Annotated in this window: 17 protein-coding genes and 5 tRNA genes; 11 read left to right on the top strand and 11 right to left on the bottom strand. The window is 71.5% G+C overall.

Going from position 1 to position 20196, the window contains the following annotated elements; genetic code table 11:
* Positions 1-2 precede the first annotated feature (2 nt).
* Positions 3-1496: an LCP family glycopolymer transferase gene (locus ABD333_RS36490; protein ID WP_344547135.1), complete on the bottom strand. Its 1494-nt coding sequence runs from the start codon at positions 1494-1496 to the stop codon at positions 3-5.
* Positions 1497-1807: 311 nt separating this feature from the next.
* The gene (locus tag ABD333_RS36485) at positions 1808-3244 is read right to left on the bottom strand and encodes a GuaB1 family IMP dehydrogenase-related protein (protein ID WP_344547134.1); all 1437 of its coding nucleotides are present in this window, start codon (positions 3242-3244) and stop codon (positions 1808-1810) included.
* A 738-nt stretch (positions 3245-3982) separates the two neighbouring features.
* On the opposite strand from ABD333_RS36485, the gene ABD333_RS36480 reads away from it, so the two are divergent.
* Positions 3983-4894, top strand: coding sequence for an Lrp/AsnC family transcriptional regulator (locus tag ABD333_RS36480; protein WP_344547133.1), 912 nt, complete (start codon positions 3983-3985; stop codon positions 4892-4894).
* Positions 4895-4951: 57 nt separating this feature from the next.
* On the opposite strand, the gene ABD333_RS36475 is transcribed toward ABD333_RS36480, so the two are convergent.
* Positions 4952-6556: a Na+/H+ antiporter gene (locus ABD333_RS36475; RefSeq protein WP_344547132.1), complete on the bottom strand. Its 1605-nt coding sequence runs from the start codon at positions 6554-6556 to the stop codon at positions 4952-4954.
* Between the two features lie 39 nt (positions 6557-6595).
* Positions 6596-7462: a LysR family transcriptional regulator gene (locus ABD333_RS36470; protein WP_344547131.1), complete on the bottom strand. Its 867-nt coding sequence runs from the start codon at positions 7460-7462 to the stop codon at positions 6596-6598.
* A gap of 97 nt (positions 7463-7559) precedes the next feature.
* Here ABD333_RS36470 and surE point away from each other — a divergent pair, with 97 nt between their 5' ends.
* A complete protein-coding gene (gene surE, locus ABD333_RS36465; RefSeq protein WP_344547130.1) occupies positions 7560-8468 on the top strand; it encodes a 5'/3'-nucleotidase SurE in 909 nt (302 codons plus the stop codon).
* A 25-nt stretch (positions 8469-8493) separates the two neighbouring features.
* On the opposite strand, the gene ABD333_RS36460 is transcribed toward surE, so the two are convergent.
* From ABD333_RS36460 to ABD333_RS36445, 4 genes are all read right to left on the bottom strand, one after another.
* Positions 8494-10068, bottom strand: coding sequence for an MFS transporter (locus ABD333_RS36460; RefSeq protein ID WP_344547129.1), 1575 nt, complete (start codon positions 10066-10068; stop codon positions 8494-8496).
* Positions 10068-10331 (bottom strand): UBP-type zinc finger domain-containing protein, encoded by a 264-nt coding sequence (locus tag ABD333_RS36455; protein ID WP_344547128.1) that lies wholly within the window; start codon positions 10329-10331, stop codon positions 10068-10070. Before ABD333_RS36455 ends, ABD333_RS36460 begins: the two co-directional genes overlap by 1 nt.
* A 72-nt stretch (positions 10332-10403) precedes the next feature.
* Positions 10404-11438 carry a GDP-mannose 4,6-dehydratase gene (gene gmd / locus ABD333_RS36450; RefSeq protein ID WP_344547151.1) on the bottom strand — a complete coding sequence of 345 codons (1035 nt, stop codon included), beginning with the start codon at positions 11436-11438 and terminating at the stop codon, positions 10404-10406.
* A gap of 216 nt (positions 11439-11654) precedes the next feature.
* Positions 11655-12215, bottom strand: coding sequence for a CGNR zinc finger domain-containing protein (locus tag ABD333_RS36445; protein ID WP_344547127.1), 561 nt, complete (start codon positions 12213-12215; stop codon positions 11655-11657).
* Between the two features lie 297 nt (positions 12216-12512).
* Between ABD333_RS36445 and ABD333_RS36440 the strand changes: the two genes are divergently transcribed.
* Complete coding sequence (locus tag ABD333_RS36440) at positions 12513-14102, top strand: Na+/H+ antiporter (protein ID WP_344547126.1); 1590 nt, start codon at positions 12513-12515, stop codon at positions 14100-14102.
* On the opposite strand, the gene ABD333_RS36435 is transcribed toward ABD333_RS36440, so the two are convergent.
* Complete coding sequence (locus tag ABD333_RS36435) at positions 14090-14662, bottom strand: hypothetical protein (protein WP_344547125.1); 573 nt, start codon at positions 14660-14662, stop codon at positions 14090-14092. The two genes, ABD333_RS36440 and ABD333_RS36435, sit on opposite strands and share 13 nt — an antisense overlap.
* A 205-nt stretch (positions 14663-14867) precedes the next feature.
* Here ABD333_RS36435 and ABD333_RS36430 point away from each other — a divergent pair, with 205 nt between their 5' ends.
* The 6 genes from ABD333_RS36430 (at position 14868) to ABD333_RS36405 (ending at position 15869) form a co-directional block, all read left to right on the top strand.
* Positions 14868-15365, top strand: coding sequence for a PaaI family thioesterase (locus ABD333_RS36430; RefSeq protein ID WP_344547124.1), 498 nt, complete (start codon positions 14868-14870; stop codon positions 15363-15365).
* A gap of 76 nt (positions 15366-15441) precedes the next feature.
* Positions 15442-15513, top strand: a tRNA-Trp gene (locus ABD333_RS36425).
* Positions 15514-15531: 18 nt separating this feature from the next.
* Positions 15532-15602: transfer RNA gene (locus tag ABD333_RS36420), tRNA-Ala, on the top strand.
* A gap of 24 nt (positions 15603-15626) precedes the next feature.
* Positions 15627-15698 (top strand) — tRNA-Gly (locus tag ABD333_RS36415).
* A 6-nt stretch (positions 15699-15704) separates the two neighbouring features.
* Positions 15705-15776, top strand: a tRNA-Lys gene (locus tag ABD333_RS36410).
* 5 nt (positions 15777-15781) lie between these two features.
* Positions 15782-15869: transfer RNA gene (locus tag ABD333_RS36405), tRNA-Ser, on the top strand.
* Positions 15870-15880: 11 nt separating this feature from the next.
* Here ABD333_RS36405 and ABD333_RS36400 read toward each other — a convergent pair.
* Positions 15881-17230: a pyridoxal phosphate-dependent aminotransferase gene (locus ABD333_RS36400; RefSeq protein ID WP_344547123.1), complete on the bottom strand. Its 1350-nt coding sequence runs from the start codon at positions 17228-17230 to the stop codon at positions 15881-15883.
* 137 nt (positions 17231-17367) lie between these two features.
* Between ABD333_RS36400 and ABD333_RS36395 the strand changes: the two genes are divergently transcribed.
* Positions 17368-18333: a LysR family transcriptional regulator gene (locus ABD333_RS36395; protein WP_344547122.1), complete on the top strand. Its 966-nt coding sequence runs from the start codon at positions 17368-17370 to the stop codon at positions 18331-18333.
* A 12-nt stretch (positions 18334-18345) separates the two neighbouring features.
* Here the strand turns inward: ABD333_RS36395 and ABD333_RS36390 are convergent, their stop codons facing one another.
* Complete coding sequence (locus ABD333_RS36390) at positions 18346-18825, bottom strand: SCP2 sterol-binding domain-containing protein (protein WP_344547121.1); 480 nt, start codon at positions 18823-18825, stop codon at positions 18346-18348.
* A 562-nt stretch (positions 18826-19387) separates the two neighbouring features.
* On the opposite strand from ABD333_RS36390, the gene ABD333_RS36385 reads away from it, so the two are divergent.
* Entirely contained in the window at positions 19388-20149 is a 762-nt protein-coding gene (locus ABD333_RS36385) for a VC0807 family protein (protein WP_344547120.1), read from the top strand.
* The last annotated feature ends 47 nt before the right edge of the window (positions 20150-20196 follow it).

Below are 20196 nucleotides of genomic sequence, written 5' to 3'. Positions count from 1 at the left end.
CGTCAGGAGGGGCAGGTGGCCGCCAGCGAAACCGGCTTGGACTGCGGTGGCTTGGTGGCGCTGGACGAAGGTCCGCCGGTGGTGTTCGGGGACCTGCTCGCGGACGCGGTCGGCGAGGACGACGGGGTGGTGCTCGGCTTGGCGGGGCCACCGGCGACGGCCTCGGCCGCCAGCCTGCGGATGAGCGCGAAGTCCGGGTCGCCGGTGCTGATGAGCGGCGGCACGAACTGGAGGCTGTCGATCTTCGCCCCGTTCTTGACCTTGCCGGACAGCGACATGAAGGCGGGCAGCAGCTCCTGCGGGATGTCGGTGGAGATCGCCCGCTTGGTGGCGGCGGCGAGCCTGTCGAACTTCGTCAGCACGGTCTGCGGGTCGGCCTGCTGGGCGACCGCCCGCATCAGGCACTTCTGGCGGCCCATCCGCGTGTAGTCGTCGCTGTTGGTGCGCGAACGGCCGTACCAGAGGGCCTCCTTGCCCGACAGGGTCCGGTAGCCGGCCTTGAGGACGCGGTTCTCGCGGCTGTAGAGGATGTCCTCGGGAATCCGGATCTTGACGCCCCCGATGGCGTCGACGATGTCGGCGAACCCGCGCATGTCGACCAGCACGTAGTAGTCGACGCGCTGGTGCAGGATCCCGCTGATCGTGGCCTTGAGCAGCTCGGGGCCGCGCTGGTTCTTGGTCACCCCGGGCACGAGGTCGGGGTGCTCCTCGGCGTACTGGTACACCTCGTTGAGCAGGCCGGGCGTGCCGGCGCCGTCACCGGTGAAGCCGTACGGGAAACGGTCGCGGGCGGGACCCGGCGGGAGATGGAAGTTCTCCAGATTGCGGGGCAGGCCGAGCAGGACGGTGTCGCCGGTCTCGGTGTCGACGCTGGCGAGGGTCATGCTGTCGGTGCGCACGCCCACGCGGTTGGGAGCCGCGTCGCCGCCCAGCAGCAGGACGTTGACGCGGGACTGCCCGTTCCACGGGTCCGCGGTGTTGACCGGACGGCCGTTGCTGTCGCCGCTGCGGAAGATGCTCGTCAGCGTGTCCCTGGCGACGTAGGTGCTGTGCGCGGCCCACGTGAACGGCACGGCCACCGCGAAGCACAGCACCGTGACGGTCACGGCCCCGGCGGTGCGCGCGCCGGTCGGCAGGTCGTCGGGCCGGGCGACCTGGTACGAACGGATCACGACGGTCACCCACACCAGTGCGAGCACCAGGAGGCCCACCGCGAACGCCGAGAGCCAGCTGGGCTGCAGCGCCAGCCGGACCAGGTCGCCCCGGAAGAGGGCCGTCGTCACCGCGCCGGCGATGACCAGGACGCCGAACAGGCCCAGCAGGATCATCCCGGCGACGCGGCGGCCGGCCCACAGGTGAGCCACGCCCCAGACGAGTGCGGAGGCCAGGGTGAGTCCCAGGGCACGCTGCACCCCCCCGGCGGGGGCACCGTCGCCCGCCTGGACGGGGGTGTCATCGTCCCGCTGGGCACGCCCATCGGCCAAACGACTCGCCATGTACGCTCCGATCCCCCCAGCGAGGTGAAATTAGGCGCTGCCTTACATTATGGACGCGCAAAACCGGAGCCGGTTTACGGCGTAGTCGACCAAATGCGGGCTGTGCTGGTTATATGTGAGGCTTTTGCCCAGAATATGCAATTGGGTGTCGCTGGGGAACCGGATACGGAGGTCCGCATGGGCCTCGGCCCACGAGGTGCTCCCGCCCCTGTGGCGGGAGCCGTGCGGCCAACGGCCCCGGCAGGCCCGACATATGACGCCATGCGGCCGTCCTGACGCAGAGAGTGACCGGATTCGGTTGTTACCGCCGGTTACCAGCTGCTGGAGAGCGGCATGCCCTCCGCGTAGCCCGAGGAGCTCTGGATCCCGACCGTGGCGCGGTCATGGAACTCCTCCAGCGAACGGGCACCGGCGTAGGTGCACGAGCTGCGCAGCCCGGCGACGATCGAGTCGATCAGGTCCTCGACGCCGGGGCGCTGGGGGTCCAGGAACATGCGCGAGGTGGAGATGCCCTCCTCGAACAGCGCCTTGCGGGCACGGTCGAACGGCGAGTCGTCGGCGGTGCGCAGCCGTACGGCCCGCGCGGAGGCCATGCCGAAGCTCTCCTTGTAGAGCCGCCCGTCGGCGGCCCGCTGCAGGTCGCCCGGCGACTCGTACGTACCGGCGAACCAGGAGCCCACCATCACGTTGGCCGCGCCGGCGGCCAGCGCCAGCGCCACGTCGCGCGGGTGCCGCACACCGCCGTCGGCCCAGATCTGCCGGCCCAGGCGGCGTGCCTCGGCGGCGCACTCCAGGACGGCGGAGAACTGCGGCCGGCCCACGCCGGTCATCATCCGCGTGGTGCACATGGCGCCGGGGCCCACGCCGACCTTGACGATGTCGGCGCCGGCCTCGATGAGGTCGCGGGTGCCCTCGGCGGTCACGACGTTGCCGGCCACGATCGGGACGCCCGGGTCCAGGCCGCGGACGGCCGCCAGCGCGCTGATCATCTTCTCCTGGTGGCCGTGCGCGGTGTCGACCACGATGAGGTCGGCGCCGGCCTCCAGCAGGGCCTTGGCCTTGCCCGCCACGTCGCCGTTGACGCCCACGGCGGCGGCGACGCGCAGCCGCCCGGCGTCGTCGACGGCGGGCCTGAAGAGCGTGGCGCGCAGGGCCCCGGTACGGGTCAGGACGCCGGTGAGGCGGCCGGCCTGGTCGACGACCGGCGCGAGGCGGTGGCCGCGCTCGTGGAGCCGGTTGAACGCCTCCTGCGGATCGAGGTCGCCCGGGATCGTGACCAGGTCGCGGGACATGATGTCGCGCAGCTGGGCGAACCGGTCCACGCCGTGGCAGTCGGCGTCGGTCACCACGCCCACCGGGCGGTCGTCCTCGACCACGATCACGGCGTTGTGGGCGCGCTTGGGCAGCAGCGCCAGCGCCTCGGCGGCGGTGGCGCCGGGCGTGAGGGTGATCGGGGTGTCGTAGACCAGGTGGCGGTCCTTCACCCAGCGGATCACGTCGGACACGACCTCGACCGGGATGTCCTGCGGGATGACGGCGATGGCGCCGCGGCGGGCGACGGTCTCGGCCATGCGGCGCCCGGAGACCGCGGTCATGTTGGCGACGACGAGGGGGATGGTGGTCCCGCTGCCGTCGACCGTGGACAGGTCGACCTCCAGCCGGGACCCGACCGACGAGCGGCGGGGGACCATGAAGACGTCGTTGTACGTGAGGTCGTGAGCGGAATGCTCACCGTTCAACAAGCGCACGGCTGTTCTACACACCAATCGGGGATGAAAGTGGCTGGGCCACCGTACATTGTGATCCATACCCGGCACTGCTCCGGCCAAAGCGGCCGCCGCGCCCGCCACCGGGTCGTCCGGCGTCGGACAAGTCGGGCTTGACCCACTCGCGGAACGAACCGTACTCCCGGGTGACTCCTGACTGACCACCGCGTGCTTACCCCCTGACCTGCCCTTCTGTCATTCGCCGCGCGTCCGTGACCGGTGGGATGGGGCGGACTCTGTGGAATGAGGGGCAACGTGAGGTTTCGCTCTCTGTAAAGTTACCTCTTGACGATGGTGCGGCGCGGATGCACTTTTTTTACATGTGCCTCATGCGGATGCCCGTCCCCCCGTAGAGGCTTCACACAGCAGAACACCGGGAGAGGCGCATGCAGTTCACGCTCTTGGGCCCGGTGTGCCACGCCCGATTCCGTACTGCTCCCGGTCGTCCCGGCCGCTTCCCGCTCGATCGTCGCCGCCCGTGGCGACGCGTGTGCGGGCCCCGGTGTGCTCGGCCTGACGGAGGAGGCCGGGCATCGATGCGTTGCCGCACCGGTTTAGCGGCGTCATTTTCGTCGCTGGAGAGGCCGTTCACCGACGCATCGACGGTGACCGGACGTGACGAACACGGGCAAGATCAATATTTGACGTCATACCGTCCTGAAATGGAATGATCTTGCAGTTGCTGGCGAAACGATTCATTGCATGTCGAGGAGGAGAGCCGTGCTGGATGCGGTCGACGCCGTGCTCGTCCGCGAGCTCCAGCGGGATGGCAGGGCGACCTTCCAGGCGCTCGCCGACCGCGTCGGGCTTTCCCGCACGGCCGTGCGGGCACGCGTGCAGAACCTTCTCGAAACCGAGGTCGTGCGCGTTGTCGGCATCGTGCACGCCGCAGTCGTGGGAGCGGAGGCGATCGGGCATGTCTCGGTCACGGTCGACGGATCCGCCCGGGAGGTGGCGGCGGCCATCGCCGAGCGGCCGGCGGTCAGCTTCACCGCCCTGACCGCCGGGCCGTACGACCTGGTGGCGCAGGTGCGGACGCGAGACGACGGCGCGCTGGCCGCCGAGGTCGACCACATCCGCGCGGTGCCCGGCGTGCGTTCCGCGGAGGTGTTCCGCTCGGTGGCCACCGTGCGCGACTCGCACGCCGTGGTCCGCGAGCTCGGCGACATCACGCTCGACGACATCGACTGGCGGTTGCTCCAGGAGCTGCAGCGCGACGGCCGTGCCCCCTACACCCGGCTCGCCAACATCATCGGGCTGTCCCAGGCCGCGACGCGGGCCCGGGTGGTCCGGCTGATGCGTTCGGGGGTGATCCAGGTGACCGGTCTGGCCGATCCCCTGGCCCTGGGCGCGGCCGAGCTGGGCGGCTTCGGGCTCACGGTGACGGGCGGGCTCCGCCGGGTCGCCGAGGCCGTGGCCGAGAAGGAGGGCGTGCGCTACCTGGCGACGGGCTTCGGCCGTTACGACATCGTCGGGCAGGCCGAGGCCGCCTCGCGTGGAGAGCTCGTCGCGGTCATGGACGCGATTCGCGCGGTGCCGGGCGCGACCGTCCGGGAGTCCTGGCACCACCTCGACGTGGTCAAGGAGTCCTATGCCGTGGAGCTCCCCGAGAAGCCGCTCAACGGTTCGTGACGCCGAGGGCGAGGGTGCCCGCGTCTCCGGACGCGGGCACCGGCGCCGGCCGGGACGTCAGTCGCGGTCGAGCGCCGCCTCTTCGAGGTCGAGGTCGTGCAGCACGCGGTTCAGCACCTCGTCGCCCAGGCGGCGCTCGTCGCGCAGCCGGATGAACACCTGCCGTTCGGCGGCCAGCATCTCCTGGCGCAGCCGCCGGTAGGTGTTCGTCGGCACCTCCTCGCCCTCGGGGCCGGTCCCGCCGCCGAGCCGTTCCCAGGCACGGAGCTGCCGATACTCGGCGAGCTGGCGCAGCCGCTCGGCCACCGTTTCGTCGATGGGGCCGGGCTCGGCGGCGACGAGCTCCTCCAGCCGTTCCAGCGCCGCCTGGGCGGCGGCGTGCTGGGCGCCGGCCTCGGCGACCCGGTCGGTGTACTCCTCGCGCGCGCTCCCGATGCCGAGGAGGCGGATCAGCGCGGGAAACGTCATGCCCTGGACGAGCAGCGTGGCCAGCACGGTCGTGAACGTCAGGAACAGGATCAGGTCGCGGCCCGGGAAGGGCTCGCGGGACGAGGTGAGGATCGGGATCGCGAACGCGGCGGCCAGTGAGACCACGCCGCGCATGCCCGCCCACGACACCACGACCGGCCCCTGCCAGCCGTTCCACGCTTCCCTGTCGCGGATCCGCGCCGAGAACAACCGGGGCAGGTAGGCGGCGGGGAACACCCACACGAACCGCGCGGCCACGGTGACGACGAAGATCACCAGCGCATACCACGCCAGGCTGGCCCAGCCGTGCCCGGACACGCCGTCCAGCACCGCGGGGAGCTGGAGCCCGATGATCAGGAAGACCACCGACTCCAGGACGAAGATGACGACCTTCCAGAACGAGTGGCCGATCAGCCGGGTCACGGCGGCCGACTCGGTGAAGCGGTGCCCGAGGTACAGGCCGCTGACGACCACCGCGATCACACCGGAGGCGTGCAGCGCCTCGGCGATCAGATAGGCGGCGAACGGCGCGAGCACCGCCACCCCGTTCTCCACCAGCGGATCGTTCAGGCGCGTTCGCAGCCAGTGCAGCGGCGGCCCGAGCACCAGCCCGATCGCCGCGCCCGCCACCGCCGCGAACAGGAACCGGCCGGTGCCGTCCAGCAGCGTGAAGCCGGCGCCCGCCGCCGCGGCGACCGCCACCCGGAACGCCGTGAGCGCGGTGGCGTCGTTGAACAGGCTCTCGCCGACGAGGATCGTCACCGTGCGGCGCGGCAGCCCGAGCCGCTGCGCGACGCTCACCGCCGCCACCGCGTCCGGCGGCGCGACGATCGCGCCGAGCACGAACGCCGCGGCGAGCGGCAGGCCGGGCACGAGGAGGTACGCCGCGTACCCGACGGCGAAGGTGGTGAACAGGACCAGGCCGATCGACAGCAGAGCGATGGGCCGGACGTTCTCCCGCAGGTCGTAGTAGGAGCTCTGCCAGGCCGCCGAGAACAGCAGCGGTGGCAGGAACACGTACAGCACGAACTCGGGATCGAGCTCGAACTCGGGCATTCCCGGCACGAACGAGAAGAGCAACCCCGCGATCACTAGGACGAGCGGCGCCGAGAGCCCCGACCGCCGGGACAGCCCGGCGACCGCGACCGCCGCCACGGGCACGGCGAGCAGCCAGAGTGCATGAGTCGCTCCCACGCCCAGATCATGGCATGGGCGGCAGGGTCTTCGCCCCGGTCAGCCGCGCGAGGCCTCCTTGGCGAAGGCGAGGAAGTCGCGTGCCACCGGGGGGAGTTGCCGGTGCGCGTGGACCAGCCCGATCAGCTTGGTGAGCGGCGGCATGAACGAGCGCACCACCAGGCCCTCGGTGTCGTCGATCTGGTTGCGGTACCAGAGCAGCGAGCCGAGGCCCGAACGCACGCAGCCGAGCCAGGACCCGCGTTCGTCGGACTCCACCGCCACGACCGGCGTGGCGCCGGCCCGCTCCAGCATCGCGTCCAGCTCCGCGCGGCGCGCGCTGCCGCGGCTCGGCAGCACCAGGCGCATGCCGTCCAGCGCGCTGAGCGGCACGGGGTCGCGGACCCGCAGGGCCGGCGGGGAGATCAGCACCACCTCGCGCTGCTCGAACGGGTGCGCCACCAGGTCGCCGGGCACCGGCAGGTCGGTGAGGGCCAGATCGGCCCGGCCGGTCCGGATGGCGGCGGCGACCTGCTCGCGGCCCTCGCAGCGGATGACCCGGACCCGGACCGCCGGCTGGTCGCGGGCGAACCGGGGGATCAGCCGCCCGGTCAGCTCCGGTTCCAGCGAGGAGGTGGAGGCGATGCGCAGCTCGGCCCCGCGCCCGTTGGCGCGTGCCACCGAGAGCCCTTCGATCGCGTCGATGGCCTCCAGGGCGACGCGCGCCTGCCGGACCACCTGTTCGCCGACCGCGGTGAGCACGACGCCCCGTCCGGAACGGGCGAACAACTCCACGCCGAGCTCGCGTTCGAGCTCGCGGACGGCGCGGGACAGCGCGGGCTGGGCGACATAGAGCGCCTGAGCCGCCGACGTCATCGTGCCGTGGTCGGCGGTCGCCACGACATAGCGCAGCTGCCGCAGATTCATGCCCTGACCGTATGACAACGAACCGATCCGGTCTTGGACATAGCCGGAATCGGACCGGAGATTTGCAAGTCACCGGGATTGAGAAAGAGGTACATACATGTCGGTATTGCGAAGTTCTGCCTCGCGGACGCGCGCCGTCGTCACGACCGTCGGGATCACCCTCTCCGTCGCCCTCCCCGTCACCGCCTCCGCCGCTCCCGCCCCGGCGCGCCCGCACGCCTCCGTCCCGGGGCTGAACATCATGCTGACCAACGACGACGGGTTCGGCGCGCCCGGACTCCAGGCCGTGCGGCGGGCGCTGCAGGAGGCCGGCCACACGGTGACGGTCGTCGCTCCGGCGGCCGACCAGAGCGGGGTCGGCACCGCGATGACGCTCAGGTTCGGGACGCGGATCAGCGCCCGGCAGGAGGAGCCCGGCGTGTGGTCGGTGACCGGGACGCCCGCCGACTCGGTCTTCTTCGGGCTCCAGGTCGTCTTCAAGGACGCCGAGCCCGATCTGGTGGTCTCGGGAAGCAACTTCGGCCACAACACGGGCGCGGTGGCGGCCCATTCGGGCACGGTGGGCGCGGCGATCTCCGGGCTGGAGAACGGCGTGCCGTCGATCGCGGTGAGCACCGAGATCGACCTTCGGGCCGGGCAGGAGGCCACGCTGCGGGCGTTCCCGGCCACCGCGCGGTACGTCACGGACCTGATCGCGCGGCTGCGGCGAGCCGGGAACGGAGGGCGCGTGCTGCCCGCCGGGGTGGCGCTCAACGTGAACTACCCGATCACCGACACGGCACCGAGGGGAACGAAGGTCACCCGGCTCGGCCGGACCGCGTTCGTGCTGCCGGACTACCGGCCGGCGGGCCCGGACACCTATGTGATCGCGCCACGGTTCCCGGCCGATCCGGAGACCGTCCCGGGCGCCGACACCACCGCGCTCAGCCAGGACTACGTCTCGGTGACCCCGCTGGACGGCGACTGGACCCATCCGGCCGCCCGGATTCGGGGCATCGCGCGCTGACGCCTCGGCGGGCCCGCTCGCACCCTTACCCCGGGGCGGCCTGAGGGCGGGCGTCCCCAGGGTGGGCGTCCCCGGGGTGGGCGTCCTGGCGTTCGGGCTCCAGCGGAGGTGATCCGACCCCGCAGTGCGTCCTGCACTGCGGCTCGGACTCCGCGGGAGCGGCCTTCAGCGTGTCGTCGCGCACGGTGACGAAGGCCAGCACGGCCCCCGCGGCCATGATGGCGGCGGAGATGACCAGCGCCTTGTGGAACCCGCCGGAGAACGCGGCCGGGTCGTTGTAGGCGTCCCCGGTCAGTCCGGCCAGCGGCGGGATCGCGGCGACCGCCAGCAGCCCGGCCGCCCGCGCGACCGCGTTGTTGATCCCGCTCGCGACCCCGGCGTGCCGGACGTCCGCGCTGGCGAGGACGGTGGCGGTGAGCGGCGCGACCATCGCCGCGAGCCCCAGGCCGAACACCAGCACCGCGGGCAGCACGTCCCGCAGGTACGAGGCGTTCGCGCCGACGCGCGAGGCCATCAGCATGCCGGCCGCGGCGACCAGGAGCCCGGCCGTCATCGGCAGCCGCGGCCCGATCCGCTGGGCCAGCCCGCCCGCCCGCGACGACAGCAACAGCATCAGCACCGTCACCGGCAGCAGGGCCGAGCCGGCGGCGATCGGCTCGAAACCGGAGACGACCTGGAGGTTCAGCACGAACAGGAAGAACATCACGCCCATCGCGCCGTACACCACGAACGTGACGACGTTGACGGCGCTGAACTGGCGCGAGGCGAAGATCTCCAGCGGCAGCATGGGCCGCGGCACCGGCCTCCCCGCGCGCCGCGCCCGCGAGCGCCCGCCACGGCCGCGCGCCCGCTCGACGAGCACGAACGCCACCGAGGCGGCCAGTCCCAGCGCGGCGGCGCCGCCGATCACGGCGGGTCCCACGGTGCCCTGCGGGGCCTCGGTCAGCGCGTACGTGGTCCCGGCCAGCGCCAGCGCCGCCAGCACCGCGCCCAGGATGTCGAAGCCGCCGGTGGCGTCGGGATCGACGCTCTCGGGCACGTGCCGTACCGCCACCAGCACCACGATGGCCGCCAGCGGCAGGTTGAGCAGGAACACCCAGCGCCAGCCCGCGGCCTCCACCAGCCAGCCGCCCAGGAACGGCCCGGCGGCGCCCGCGATGCCGCCGAGCCCCGACCAGGCGCCGACCGCGCGCGGCCGGTCGTCGGAGGCGAACGAGGCCTGGATGATCGCCAGCGACCCCGGGGTGAGCAGCGCGCCGCCGACGCCCTGCAGCGCCCGCGCGGCCACCAGTGTGGTGATGTCCTGCGCGGCGCCGCACAGCAGCGAGGCGACCGCGAACCACACCACGCCGATCACGAACACCTTCCGGCGGCCGTAACGGTCGCCGAGCGAGCCGCCGAGCAGGATGAACCCGGCGAGCGTGAGGGTGTAGGCGTTCACCGTCCACTGCAGCCCGGCCATGCCGGCGTCCAGGTCCCGGGCCAGCCGCGGCAGCGCCACGTTGACGATCGTGGCGTCCAGCATCGCCACACCCGAACCGAGCACGGTGGCCAGCAGGATCCAGCGTCCCGGCGCGCTCGCCAGCCGGACGTCGGGCATCAGACGATCTGCTCGTCCACGTAACACCAGCGCCAGTCCTCGCCCGGCTCGAACGAGCGGACGACCGGGTGCCCCTCCTTGCCGGCGTGCGCGGTCGCGTGGCGCATCGGCGAGGAGTCACAGCAGCCGACATGGCCGCAGCTGAGACACAGGCGCAGGTGCACCCAACGGGTGCCGTCGGCGAGACATTCCTGGCACCCCTGTGGCGTCACCGGATCCGGATCGGTGTCCGGTAGGGCCAGTACATGTTCACAGATAGCCATAGAGGCATCGTCGCATGCGCACGTTCACGGCCCGAACGGCGCCTCGGCCCTGCCGCGCCCCCACCAGTGGCCCTACCAGTGGTCGGGGCTGACGGGCTCGTCCTCGGGGCGGGCCGACTGCGACAGCAGCCGGAGATCGGACTCGACCATCATCGAGACGAGCTGCTCGAAGGTCACCTGCGGCTCCCAGCCGAGGTGGACGCGCGCCTTCTTGGGGTCGGCGCAGAGCAGGTCGACCTCGGCGGGACGGGTGTAGCGCTCGTCGAGGACGACGTGCTCCTCCCAGTTGAGGCCGACGCTGGTGAAGGCGAACTCGACCAGGTCGCGCACCGACTGCGTCTGGCCCGTTCCGATCACGTAGTCCTCGGGCGCGTCCTGCACCAGCATCATGCGCATCGCGCGGACGTAGTCGCCGGCGAAGCCCCAGTCGCGCCGGGCCTCCAGATTGCCCAGCCGCAGCTCCGAGGCCAGTCCGAGCTTGATCCGGGCCGCGCCCAGCGTGACCTTGCGGGTCACGAACTCCGCACCCCGGCGCGGCGACTCGTGGTTGAACAGGATGCCGCTCACCGCGAACATCCCGTAGGACTCGCGGTAGTTCTGGGTGATGTAGTGCCCGTAGGTCTTGGCGACGCCGTAGGGGCTGCGGGGATGGAACGGGGTCTTCTCGTTCTGCGGCGTCTCCCGGACCATGCCGAACATCTCCGAGGACGACGCCTGGTAGAAGCGGATCTGCTCGTCGCCCGGCGTGCGGGACGGGCTGATGCCCGACACCACCCGGATCGCCTCCAGCATGCGCAGCACGCCCATGCCGGTGACCTCGGCCGTGAGCTCCGCCTGCTGCCAGGACATCGGGACGTAGGAGATCGCGCCCAGGTTGTAGACCTCGTCGGGGCGGACCCGTTCCACCGCCGAGATGAGGCTGCCCTGGTCGAGCAGGTCGCCGGTGGTGATCTGGACGTCGCCGATGTGCTTGCGCAGCCGCGACACGTGCGGATTGGCCTGACCGCGCACCAGGCCCCAGACCTCATACCCCTGTTCGAGCAGATGTTCGGCGAGGTACGAGCCGTCCTGCCCGGTGATGCCGGTGATGAGTGCTCGCCTGGACAGCGGATCCTCCATGGCTATGAGAGGCAGACGTCGGAGCCCACTGCGGGCGGAAACCCGCAAAGGGTGTGAACGACGAGGTTAGCGACCCCATGGGGATGCTGACGAGCGAGGGCACCGTTTAAACCGAATTTGCTTCGAGTTTTGCCGATGCCGGTTGCCGTCGTGGGTCTCGGGACCTCTGGAGGCGGAGGTCACGGGCCGGGGGAGGCGCGGGCCTCAGGGCGAGGCCGCCTCGCGCTGGCGGGCCCGGTAGGCGGCCACGTGCATGCGGTTGCCGCACGTGCGGCTGTCGCAGTAGCGGCGGCACCGGTTGCGGGAAAGATCCACCAGGACCCGGGAGCAGTCGGGGGCCTCGCAGGTCCGGAGCCGGTCGAGCTCCCCGGCGGCGACCACGTAGGCCAGGGCCATGCCGCAGTCGGCGGCCAGGTGCTCGCCCAGGGGTGCGCCGGGGGCGAAGAAGTGCACGTGCCAGTCGTGCCCGTCGTGATCGGTGAGGTGCGGGGTCGTGCGGACGCCGCCGACGATGTCGTTGATCATTTCGACCGCCGCGGGCACCTCCGTGGCGCCGAAGACCGCGTGGAAGCGGGACCGCAGGCCGCGTACCTGGGCCAGGTCCCGCCCGGTGAGCTCGCGGACGTCGCTGAAGCTGTTGCGGTCCACGAACGCGCGCAGGCCGTCGAGATCACCGAGCCGTTCCGCGCCGGCGGCCTCGGGCGCGGTATTGATCAGATCGACGACGGTGGCGAGCGCGTGCTCGGCGTCATGGGTGAAGATCACGATGACTCCGGTCTCGGGGGACCGGGGACGGTCCCGGGACATGGGGGGCGTCGCCGAGGGGAGCGGCTCGAGGCTCGGCCCGTTCTCCACCATATGACGCAGATCTAGATCGTCCACGCAACCCCGCGCGACGGTGCCTGCCATGGGGGCGACAATCAGCTGTCCGTATTCGGCCGTACCGGTCCGACCACCTGATCGCGAACGGGCGGTGCGGGGTCGGGCGGGAGAGCGGAAAGACTTGACGATCTCCCGCGTCGCCCGGCGTCGCGCCGGGACGGGCGGGGGAGGATCCCCGCCGTGGGAGAGGAACGGATCTTCGTCGTCTTCCTGGTGATCGCGCTGGTGGTGCTGGTGGCCAGGGCCCTGTCGGCGCGGCTGGGCGTCCCCGACGCGATCCTGCTGGTGGTGCTGGGGGTCGGGGCCGGGTTCGTGCCCGGCCTGCCCAGGGTGACGGTGCCGCCCGAGGTGGTGCTGATGGGCTTCCTGCCGCCCCTGGTCTACCACGCCGCCTTCTTCACCGCGCCCCGGGAGGCGCGGGCCGACGCGGTGCCGATCTTCACCCTCGCGTTCGGCCTGACCACCGTCACCACGCTGGCCGTGGCCGGGACCACGTACGCGCTGCTGCCGGGCGTGGGATGGGCCGCGGCGGTGGCCTTCGGCGCGGCGGTGGCCCCCACCGACGCCGTCTCGGCGACCTCGGTGCTCCAGCGGCTCGGCGCGCCGCCCCGGCTGGTGACGATCCTCGAAGGCGAGAGCCTCATCAACGACGGCGTCGCCCTGACCATCTTCGGCCTTGCCGTCGAATCGCTCAGCACCCCCTTCACGATCGGGCACGGCGCGGCGCGCCTGCTCCAGGTCGTGGTCGGCGGGGTCGCGTACGGGCTGCTCGTCGGCTGGGCCGTCCGCAAGGTCAGGCGCCGGATCCGGGATCCGAGCAGCCAGATCATCGCGCTCCTGATGATCCCGTACCTGGCCTACATCCCGGCCGAGAACCTTGGTGTGTCCGGCGTGCTGGCCACCGTGACGGCCGGGTTCTACCTCGGCACCCGCGGCGAGGGCATCCTGCAGCCCGCGTCCCGGCTGGCGGGGAGCATGTTCTGGCGAATCCTGATCTTCCTGCTGGAGTCGACGCTCTTCGTGCTGCTGGGCCTGGAGATCCGCGCGCTGCTCCAGGATCCGGGCGACCACTCGTGGACGGAGATCGCGGTGGTCACGCTCGCCGTGTCGGCCGTCCTCGTCCTCGTGCGGCTGCTCTGGGAGCTGTTCAACGGGCCGCTGGCCGCTCTCCTGCCCGGCGGACGCCGCGTCCAGCGAGGGCTGGACTGGCGCCGGCGCCTGGTCATCGGCCTGTCCGGGATGCGCGGGGCGATCTCCCTCGCCATCGCGCTGTCGCTGCCGCTGGCGGCGGGCCGCGATCGCGGCATGCTGATCGTGCTGGCCGCCCTGGTGGTCATGGTCACCCTCGTCGGGCAGGCCCCGCTGCTCCCGTTCCTCCTGCGCGGGCTCGGGCTCATCGAGTCCGACCGGCGCATCATGGAGGTGATGGCCGCCCGCAAGGCGGGACTGCAGGCCGCGCTCGCCCGCCTCGACGAGCTCGCCGACGACGACGAGGTCGACGAGGCCACCGCCGACACCTACCGGCAGATGCTCGAACTGCGGATCGAAGGCCTGCAGAACAGGCTGGACGAGGAGGACACGAGCCGTCCCTCACCGCCGCCGGGCCGAGCGCGGGTCAAGAGCGAGCTGGTCAAGGCCCAGCGGGCCAAGCTGGACGGCCTGTACCGCCGAGGCAAGATCGGAGCCGACACGCTCCGCCAGGTCGGCCTCGAACTCGACTTCCAGGATCCCGGGGTCACCGGCTCCGCGAGGGACGCTCAGCGGGAGTAGAGCGGGTCCGCGACCACCGGGTAGAACGACCCCTCGTGCTGGACCCGCATCGTCACGGTCAAACCCTCAAGGGAATAGTCGGCCTTCACCGGCCGGTACATCGAGTCGCACGCCCACGGGTTGTAGAGCCGTCCCACGGTGGCCCCGTAGCGCAGATGCACCACGTCGTATCCGCCCGACGGCATCGCCTCCAGCGCCAGCCCGTCCGCCAGCGACACCGGGAAGCGGAACTCGCTCGGCGCGTCCGGCCCGTGGATCACCGTCAGCAGCCGGATGCCGTTGGACGTCGTCTGCGCGACGATGTCGGTGTCGACCTCGATGCCCACGAACACCCGCAGGCTCGGCCGCAGCACCTGCGCCACCGTGTCGGCGGCGGCCACGTCGATCCCGATGTGGATGCGCTGCCCGTCCTTGGTGGGCACCCAGACGCCGTCACGGGCCCGCTGTCCCCAGGCGACGTCGGGGTTCTCCAGCTCCTGCGGTTCGTTCTTCCCCCGGGCGACGAGAACCCGTGAGGCGGCGTTCATCGCCGCGGCAGCCCCGTCCCGTGCATGCCTCATGGCGGGCCCCCTCGCCTTCTCCAACACAACCGTGACATCACACTGCTTTGGGTTTACCACGAGGCCGTACGTCTTGCCGTGCCTTGACCGGCACTCGCGTGCTTCGCGACGTTCGCCCGTGCGACGTCGCACCCTACACCACCACTGATCGCGCCGGTCAGGGGCGTAACTAGGATGAGCGGGTTCGTGACAGAGGAGTGAACCCATGAGCACCATCCGCGTCGCCGACCTCCCCGAGGCCGAGCAGGACTTCATCCGCACGACCCTGCGCGAGTCAACGCCGCTCCACGAGCTGCTGGGCCTGGAGATCGTGGAGATCGGCGACGACCACGCGCTCCTCTCGATGCCCGTCCGCGAGCAGGCGTTCAACAGCACCGGCAACCTGCACGGCGGTGCCATCGCCACCCTCATCGACGTGGCCGCCGGCACCGCCGCGGCCCGCGGCAGCGGCTTCGAGCCCGGCAAGAACAGCCTGGTCACCGCCGACCTGCACGTCCGCTACCTGGGACGCCCGCACGGCGACCAGGTGTACGCCCGCGCCGAGGTCCTCAAGGCGGGCCGCCAGCTGGTGATCGTCGAATGCCGGGTGACCGACGGCGAGGACCGCATCATCGCCGCCGCCGACTTCTCCATGATGCTCGTCCCCCTCCGCCGCCCGCTGCGACCGGTGGCCACCGCCAAGGACACCGACCCCGACCTGTGACGGGCGGCAGAAAAACAATTGCCCCTGATCGTGAACCGTCCCATCATTGAGTGCATCGAAGAAAACGAACGCACGAAGGGGTGAGCCACCGGTTAGGCGACTGGCCTCCAAAGCCAGTGAAAAGTAGGTTCGACTCCTACCGCCCCTGCTGAAGACCACCACCAATGGGCCTGTGGTGTAACGGGAACACGTCTCTCTTGCACAGAGGTGATCGGGGTTCGACTCCCCGCTGGTCCACGCGGTACAGCACCACTGCTACCCGCCGTAGAAGCCTTGTCGGTGAGGCACCAGACTTCCACTCTGGATAACGGAGTTCGATTCTCCGCTACGGCTCGGCAAGCGTCGCGAGCATGACCGGTAATGCAGCGGACTCTTAATCCGTGGATCAGGGTTCGAGCCCCTGGCGACGTACTCAAGGAGGACTGGCCGAGCGGCAAGGCACCCGTTTCGAAAACGGAGATCAGGGTGACACCTGCGGGAGTTCGAATCTCTCGTCCTCCGCCATCGGGAAAGCGTCACGCGATCGCCGCGGTGTGGAGCCCGGACGCGGTCACACCCGTGGTGAGGTCGGCGAGGATCTCCGACAGGCGGTCCAGGGACTCGGCCACCCAGGGCAGGGCCACGGGGTCCAGGGCGGCGAGGGCCGCCCGGCGCTGTTCGTCGTCCTCGCCATAGAGACGGGTCGGGGCGACGCGGACCCGGAGGGCGTCGTCCGGCTCGCCGAAGGCGCTGCCGGGCAGGACGCACATTCCGTAACGTTCCAAGAGGAACTCGCAGAGGTCGGCGCCGGTGCGGATGCCGTGCGCCTCCTGGAGCACCTCGCGGTGCGGGCCGAGGTCCGGGTAGACGTAGAAGGCGGCCTCGGGCGGGCGCACGCGGGCGCCGGCGTCCGAGAAGCGGGCGGCCACGGCCCGGGCGACGGCCGCGTGGAGGCCGCGGCTGCGGTCGACGTGGGCGACGAGCTCGGGCGGCTCGGCGAAGGCGTACGCGGCGGCGTGCTGGATCGGGGCCGGGGCGCTCGACCACATCTCGCTCGCCACGCCGACGAGGCTGGCGCGCAGGGCGCGCCCGAACGGCCCGTCGGGCAGGCGCGCCACGCCGAGACGCCAGCCGCCCGCGGCCAGATGCTTGCTCAACGCCGTCGTCACGACCGTGCGTTCCGGCGCGTACGCGGCCGGGCTCGGCACTTTGCGGTCGGGATCGTGCACGAGGTCCCGGTAGATCTCATCGGAAATGATCAGAAGGTCGTGCTCGCGGGCGACCGCGCAGAGCCTGCGCACCGTGGCCTCGGAGGCGAGGGTCCCGGTGGGGTTGTCCGGCAGCGTGACGATGACGGCGCGGATCGAGCGTCCCTGCGAACGGGCGCGCACGACCGCGTCGGCGAGCAGGGCGGGACTCGGCACGCCGCCCTCGCCCGGCGGGGTGGCGATGAAGACCGGCTTCGCGCCGGTGAGCGACGCCTGCGCCGCGTACGACACCCAGCTCGGCGCGGGGATCGCCACGTCGCCGTCGGTCAGGGACATCAGCAGGCCGAACAGCAGCGCCTTGCTTCCGGGGCCGCAGACGACCAGCCCGGGGTCGGTCGGCAGGCCGCGGCGGCTCCAGTAGCCGGCGGCCGCCGCGCGGAGCGGCGCCGAGCCCGCGACCGGGCCGTACGCGCCGCGGTCGGCGGCCGATGTCAGCTCGCGGACCAGAGCGGGATGCAGTGGTATTCCGGCCTCGCCGAACCCCAGCGGCAGCACGGGCAGGCCCTCCCGGCGCCTGCGGGCGATCGTGTCGTCGGCGGCCAAGGTGGGGGAGACGGGCAGGTCGCGTAGGGGAGGGTGGAGCGGCCGGGACGGTGCGGGCGTGTGCTGGGCAGACATCAGTGGCTCCAGGGCGTGGCGAACAATGGGTGATGCGGGGGTTCCTGTCAGTGACCCGGCCGGGTTCGATTAAATGCTTGCCCGGTTCTAGCATCATCACAAGCGAGTCTCGTCGATGCTGACCGTTAGGAAGACTGATGCTTGAGGTGCGAAGGCTGCGACTGCTCTCCGAGTTCGCCCGGCGCGGGAGCATCGCGGCGACCGCGACGGCCCTTGGCTACACGCCGTCCGCGGTCTCCCAGCAACTGGCCGCACTGGAACGCGAGGCGCGGGTCGCCCTCCTGGACCGTACGGCGCGCAGCGCCGAGCTGACCGATGCCGGACGCAGGCTCGCCGAACGGGCCGACCAGATCCTCACGCTGGTGGAGGCGGCCGAGGCGGAGCTCTCCGCCCAAGCGGACACGCCGATGGGCCGCGTGGTCGTCACCTCGTTCCCCACCGCGGCCGTGGCGTTCGCGCCCGCGCTGGCGCACAGCCTGGCCGACCATCCGGGGATCACGTTCGTCCTGCGGCAGACGCGCCCGGGGGACGGCATCCGTCAGGTCCAGAGCGGCGAGGTCGACATCGCCCTGATCGACGACTGGACCGGCAAGATCGCCGACCAGGCGCCCGCGACGCTGCAGTTCTTCCATCTGCGCCGCGATCCGCTGGTGCTGGCGCTGCCCGCGGCGCATCCGATGTCGGACCCGGATCGGCCGATCGACCTGCAGTCGCTGCGGGAGGAGCCGTGGATGGCGGCGCCGCCCGGCGAGCCCTCCCGCCAGGCGGTCGACCGGCTGCTGGACGTGGTGGGCGGGGCCCGGCCGGTGCCGTGGGAGTTCGAGGGCCTGCACACCATCCTGAGCCTGGTGGCCCGGGGGCTCGGCATCACCGCCATCCCGGCGCTGGCCCTGGCGGCGGGAGACCAGGGCGTAGCGGTACGGAGCCTGCCCGACCGTTCGCTCGCCCGCGAGGTGTACGCCGTGACGCGTACGGCCAGCGTGCGCCGCCCGTCGGTGGCCGTGACCCTCCGTGCGATCTACGCCGCCGCCCAGGACGTCCGGCCGCCGTCGCCCGAGCCCGCCCGCCCGGACGGCGAACCGTCCACCGGGTCGGACGAATGAGGGCGGTGGCTGTCAGTCGTAGTTGAACCAGCCCTGCATCTTGGCCCCGAACATCATGTCGCCCGAGATCTTGATCTTGCCGGTCATCACGCCGGTGACCCCGTTGAGACGGCCGGCGCACAGGCGGAGGAGGTTCGGCAGGGACATGCCCAGGGTGACCTTGGCCTTGTCCGGTGCGCCGCGCCCGCCCTCGGCCCGGCCGCCGGCGATCAGCAGGTGGTAGGTCCGGACACCGTCGGGGGTGTCGATGTTCCACTGGACGGAGCCGCCGTCGTCGCCCGCCTTCTCGGGTAGGAACCGTGTGCCCATCAGACCGAAGATCCGGTCGAGGACGTCGTCCACGCCGGCCGCCTGGACGAACTGACCGATCACCGCGTCGTCCACTCCGGGCGCCTCCAGGAGCTGCCGCAGCTCCTCCGGGGTGCTGACCGCCTCGATCATGCCGCGCAGCTGTTCGGAGTTGTCGTGGCCGGGGGTAGGAGCCTCGCCCATCCGCGCCTCCTCGTTGAGAACGTGTGCGAAAACTATTAACGAACGGTCCAATACGGTCAAGGGTGCCGGAAGGCGGTGTTCTGGTGCCCCTCCGCGCCCGAGGCCCGGGAGGGGTCCGCACGCACCGGCACGGTGACGATAGCGCCGGAACGACCAGGTCACCGATGACTTCGCCCAACGGGTGTGACATGGCCTGGATGCAACGAAAGTTCGATTTTGGCCGCATCCGGCCGCGACCCGCACTTTGCCCGGCGCGCATCCGAACTAACCCCCGAACCGGCCCGAGCCGCGGGCCGCGTGGGGAGGCGGCGAACGTGCGGGGCCGAACCGTACGGCAGACGTTCGATCATCACGTAGCGTGGGGCGCGTCGTGACCACTTCTTCAGCGGCCCTCCGGGCCGAACCGGGGGCGCCAGGCTTGATGGAAAGACCCGCGACACGACTGATGGAACGGCCCGCCCCACCGATCGGCGGCCCGCAGTCGCCCAAGACGGCAGACGCGGCCGCAGGAGCCACGACATCCGCGGTGGCCACGGCATCCGCAGGAGCCACGGCATCCGCGATGGCCACGGCATCCGCGGTGGCCACGGCCGAACGCGGGGACGGCGGCCACCACGGTTCGGCAGACGTGGCCGCGACGTCCGCGACGTCCGCGACGTCTGCGGGAGCCACGGCCGAGCCCGGGGACGGTGGTCACCACGGTTTCGAGCTGCCGAGGCTCGCCTCCATGCTCCGGCACGCCCTGCCGCGTTTCGTCGAAGGCGTGATCGCGCCCGTCGTGGTCTTCTACGCCGCGTTCGCCGTGCTCGGTCTCAACGGCGCGCTCATCGCCGCGGTCGTCTGGGTGTACGGCGGCATCGCGTGGCGTTACGCACGCGGTCACGGGGTGTCGGGCATGCTCCTGCTCGCCGCCGTCGGCGTCACCGTCCGCGCCGTCCTGGCCGCCGTCACCCACAGCGCCGTCGTCTACTTCCTCCAGCCGACCCTCGGCACGCTCCTGGTGGCCATGGCGTTCCTCGCCTCCGTGCCCCTGCGCCGCCCTCTCGCCCAGAAGCTGGCGACCGACATGGTCCCCATGCCCGAGGCGTTCCTCAAGCACGCCCGCGTGCGTCAGTTCTTCCTGCGCATCTCGCTGCTGTGGTCGCTGGTCTTCTTCTCCAACGCGGTCATCAGCCTCTGGATGCTCTTCAACGAGTCCATCGGCATGTACCTGTGGGTGCGCACCAGCCTGGTGGCGGCACTGGGCGCGGTCGCCGTGGCGGTGTCGATCCTGGGCTTCCGCCGCTGCCTCACTCACGTGAACGGCGCCGCGGCCCACGCCTGATCTTCACGCGCCGCGCCCCTGCGCCGTGGCGGGGTGCACTGTCGGCT

It is taken from the genome of Actinomadura fulvescens, from assembly GCF_039533225.1.
GTDB classification, from domain to species: Bacteria; Actinomycetota; Actinomycetes; order Streptosporangiales; family Streptosporangiaceae; genus Spirillospora; species Spirillospora fulvescens.
This window is presented reverse-complemented; position numbering and strand designations above follow the sequence as displayed.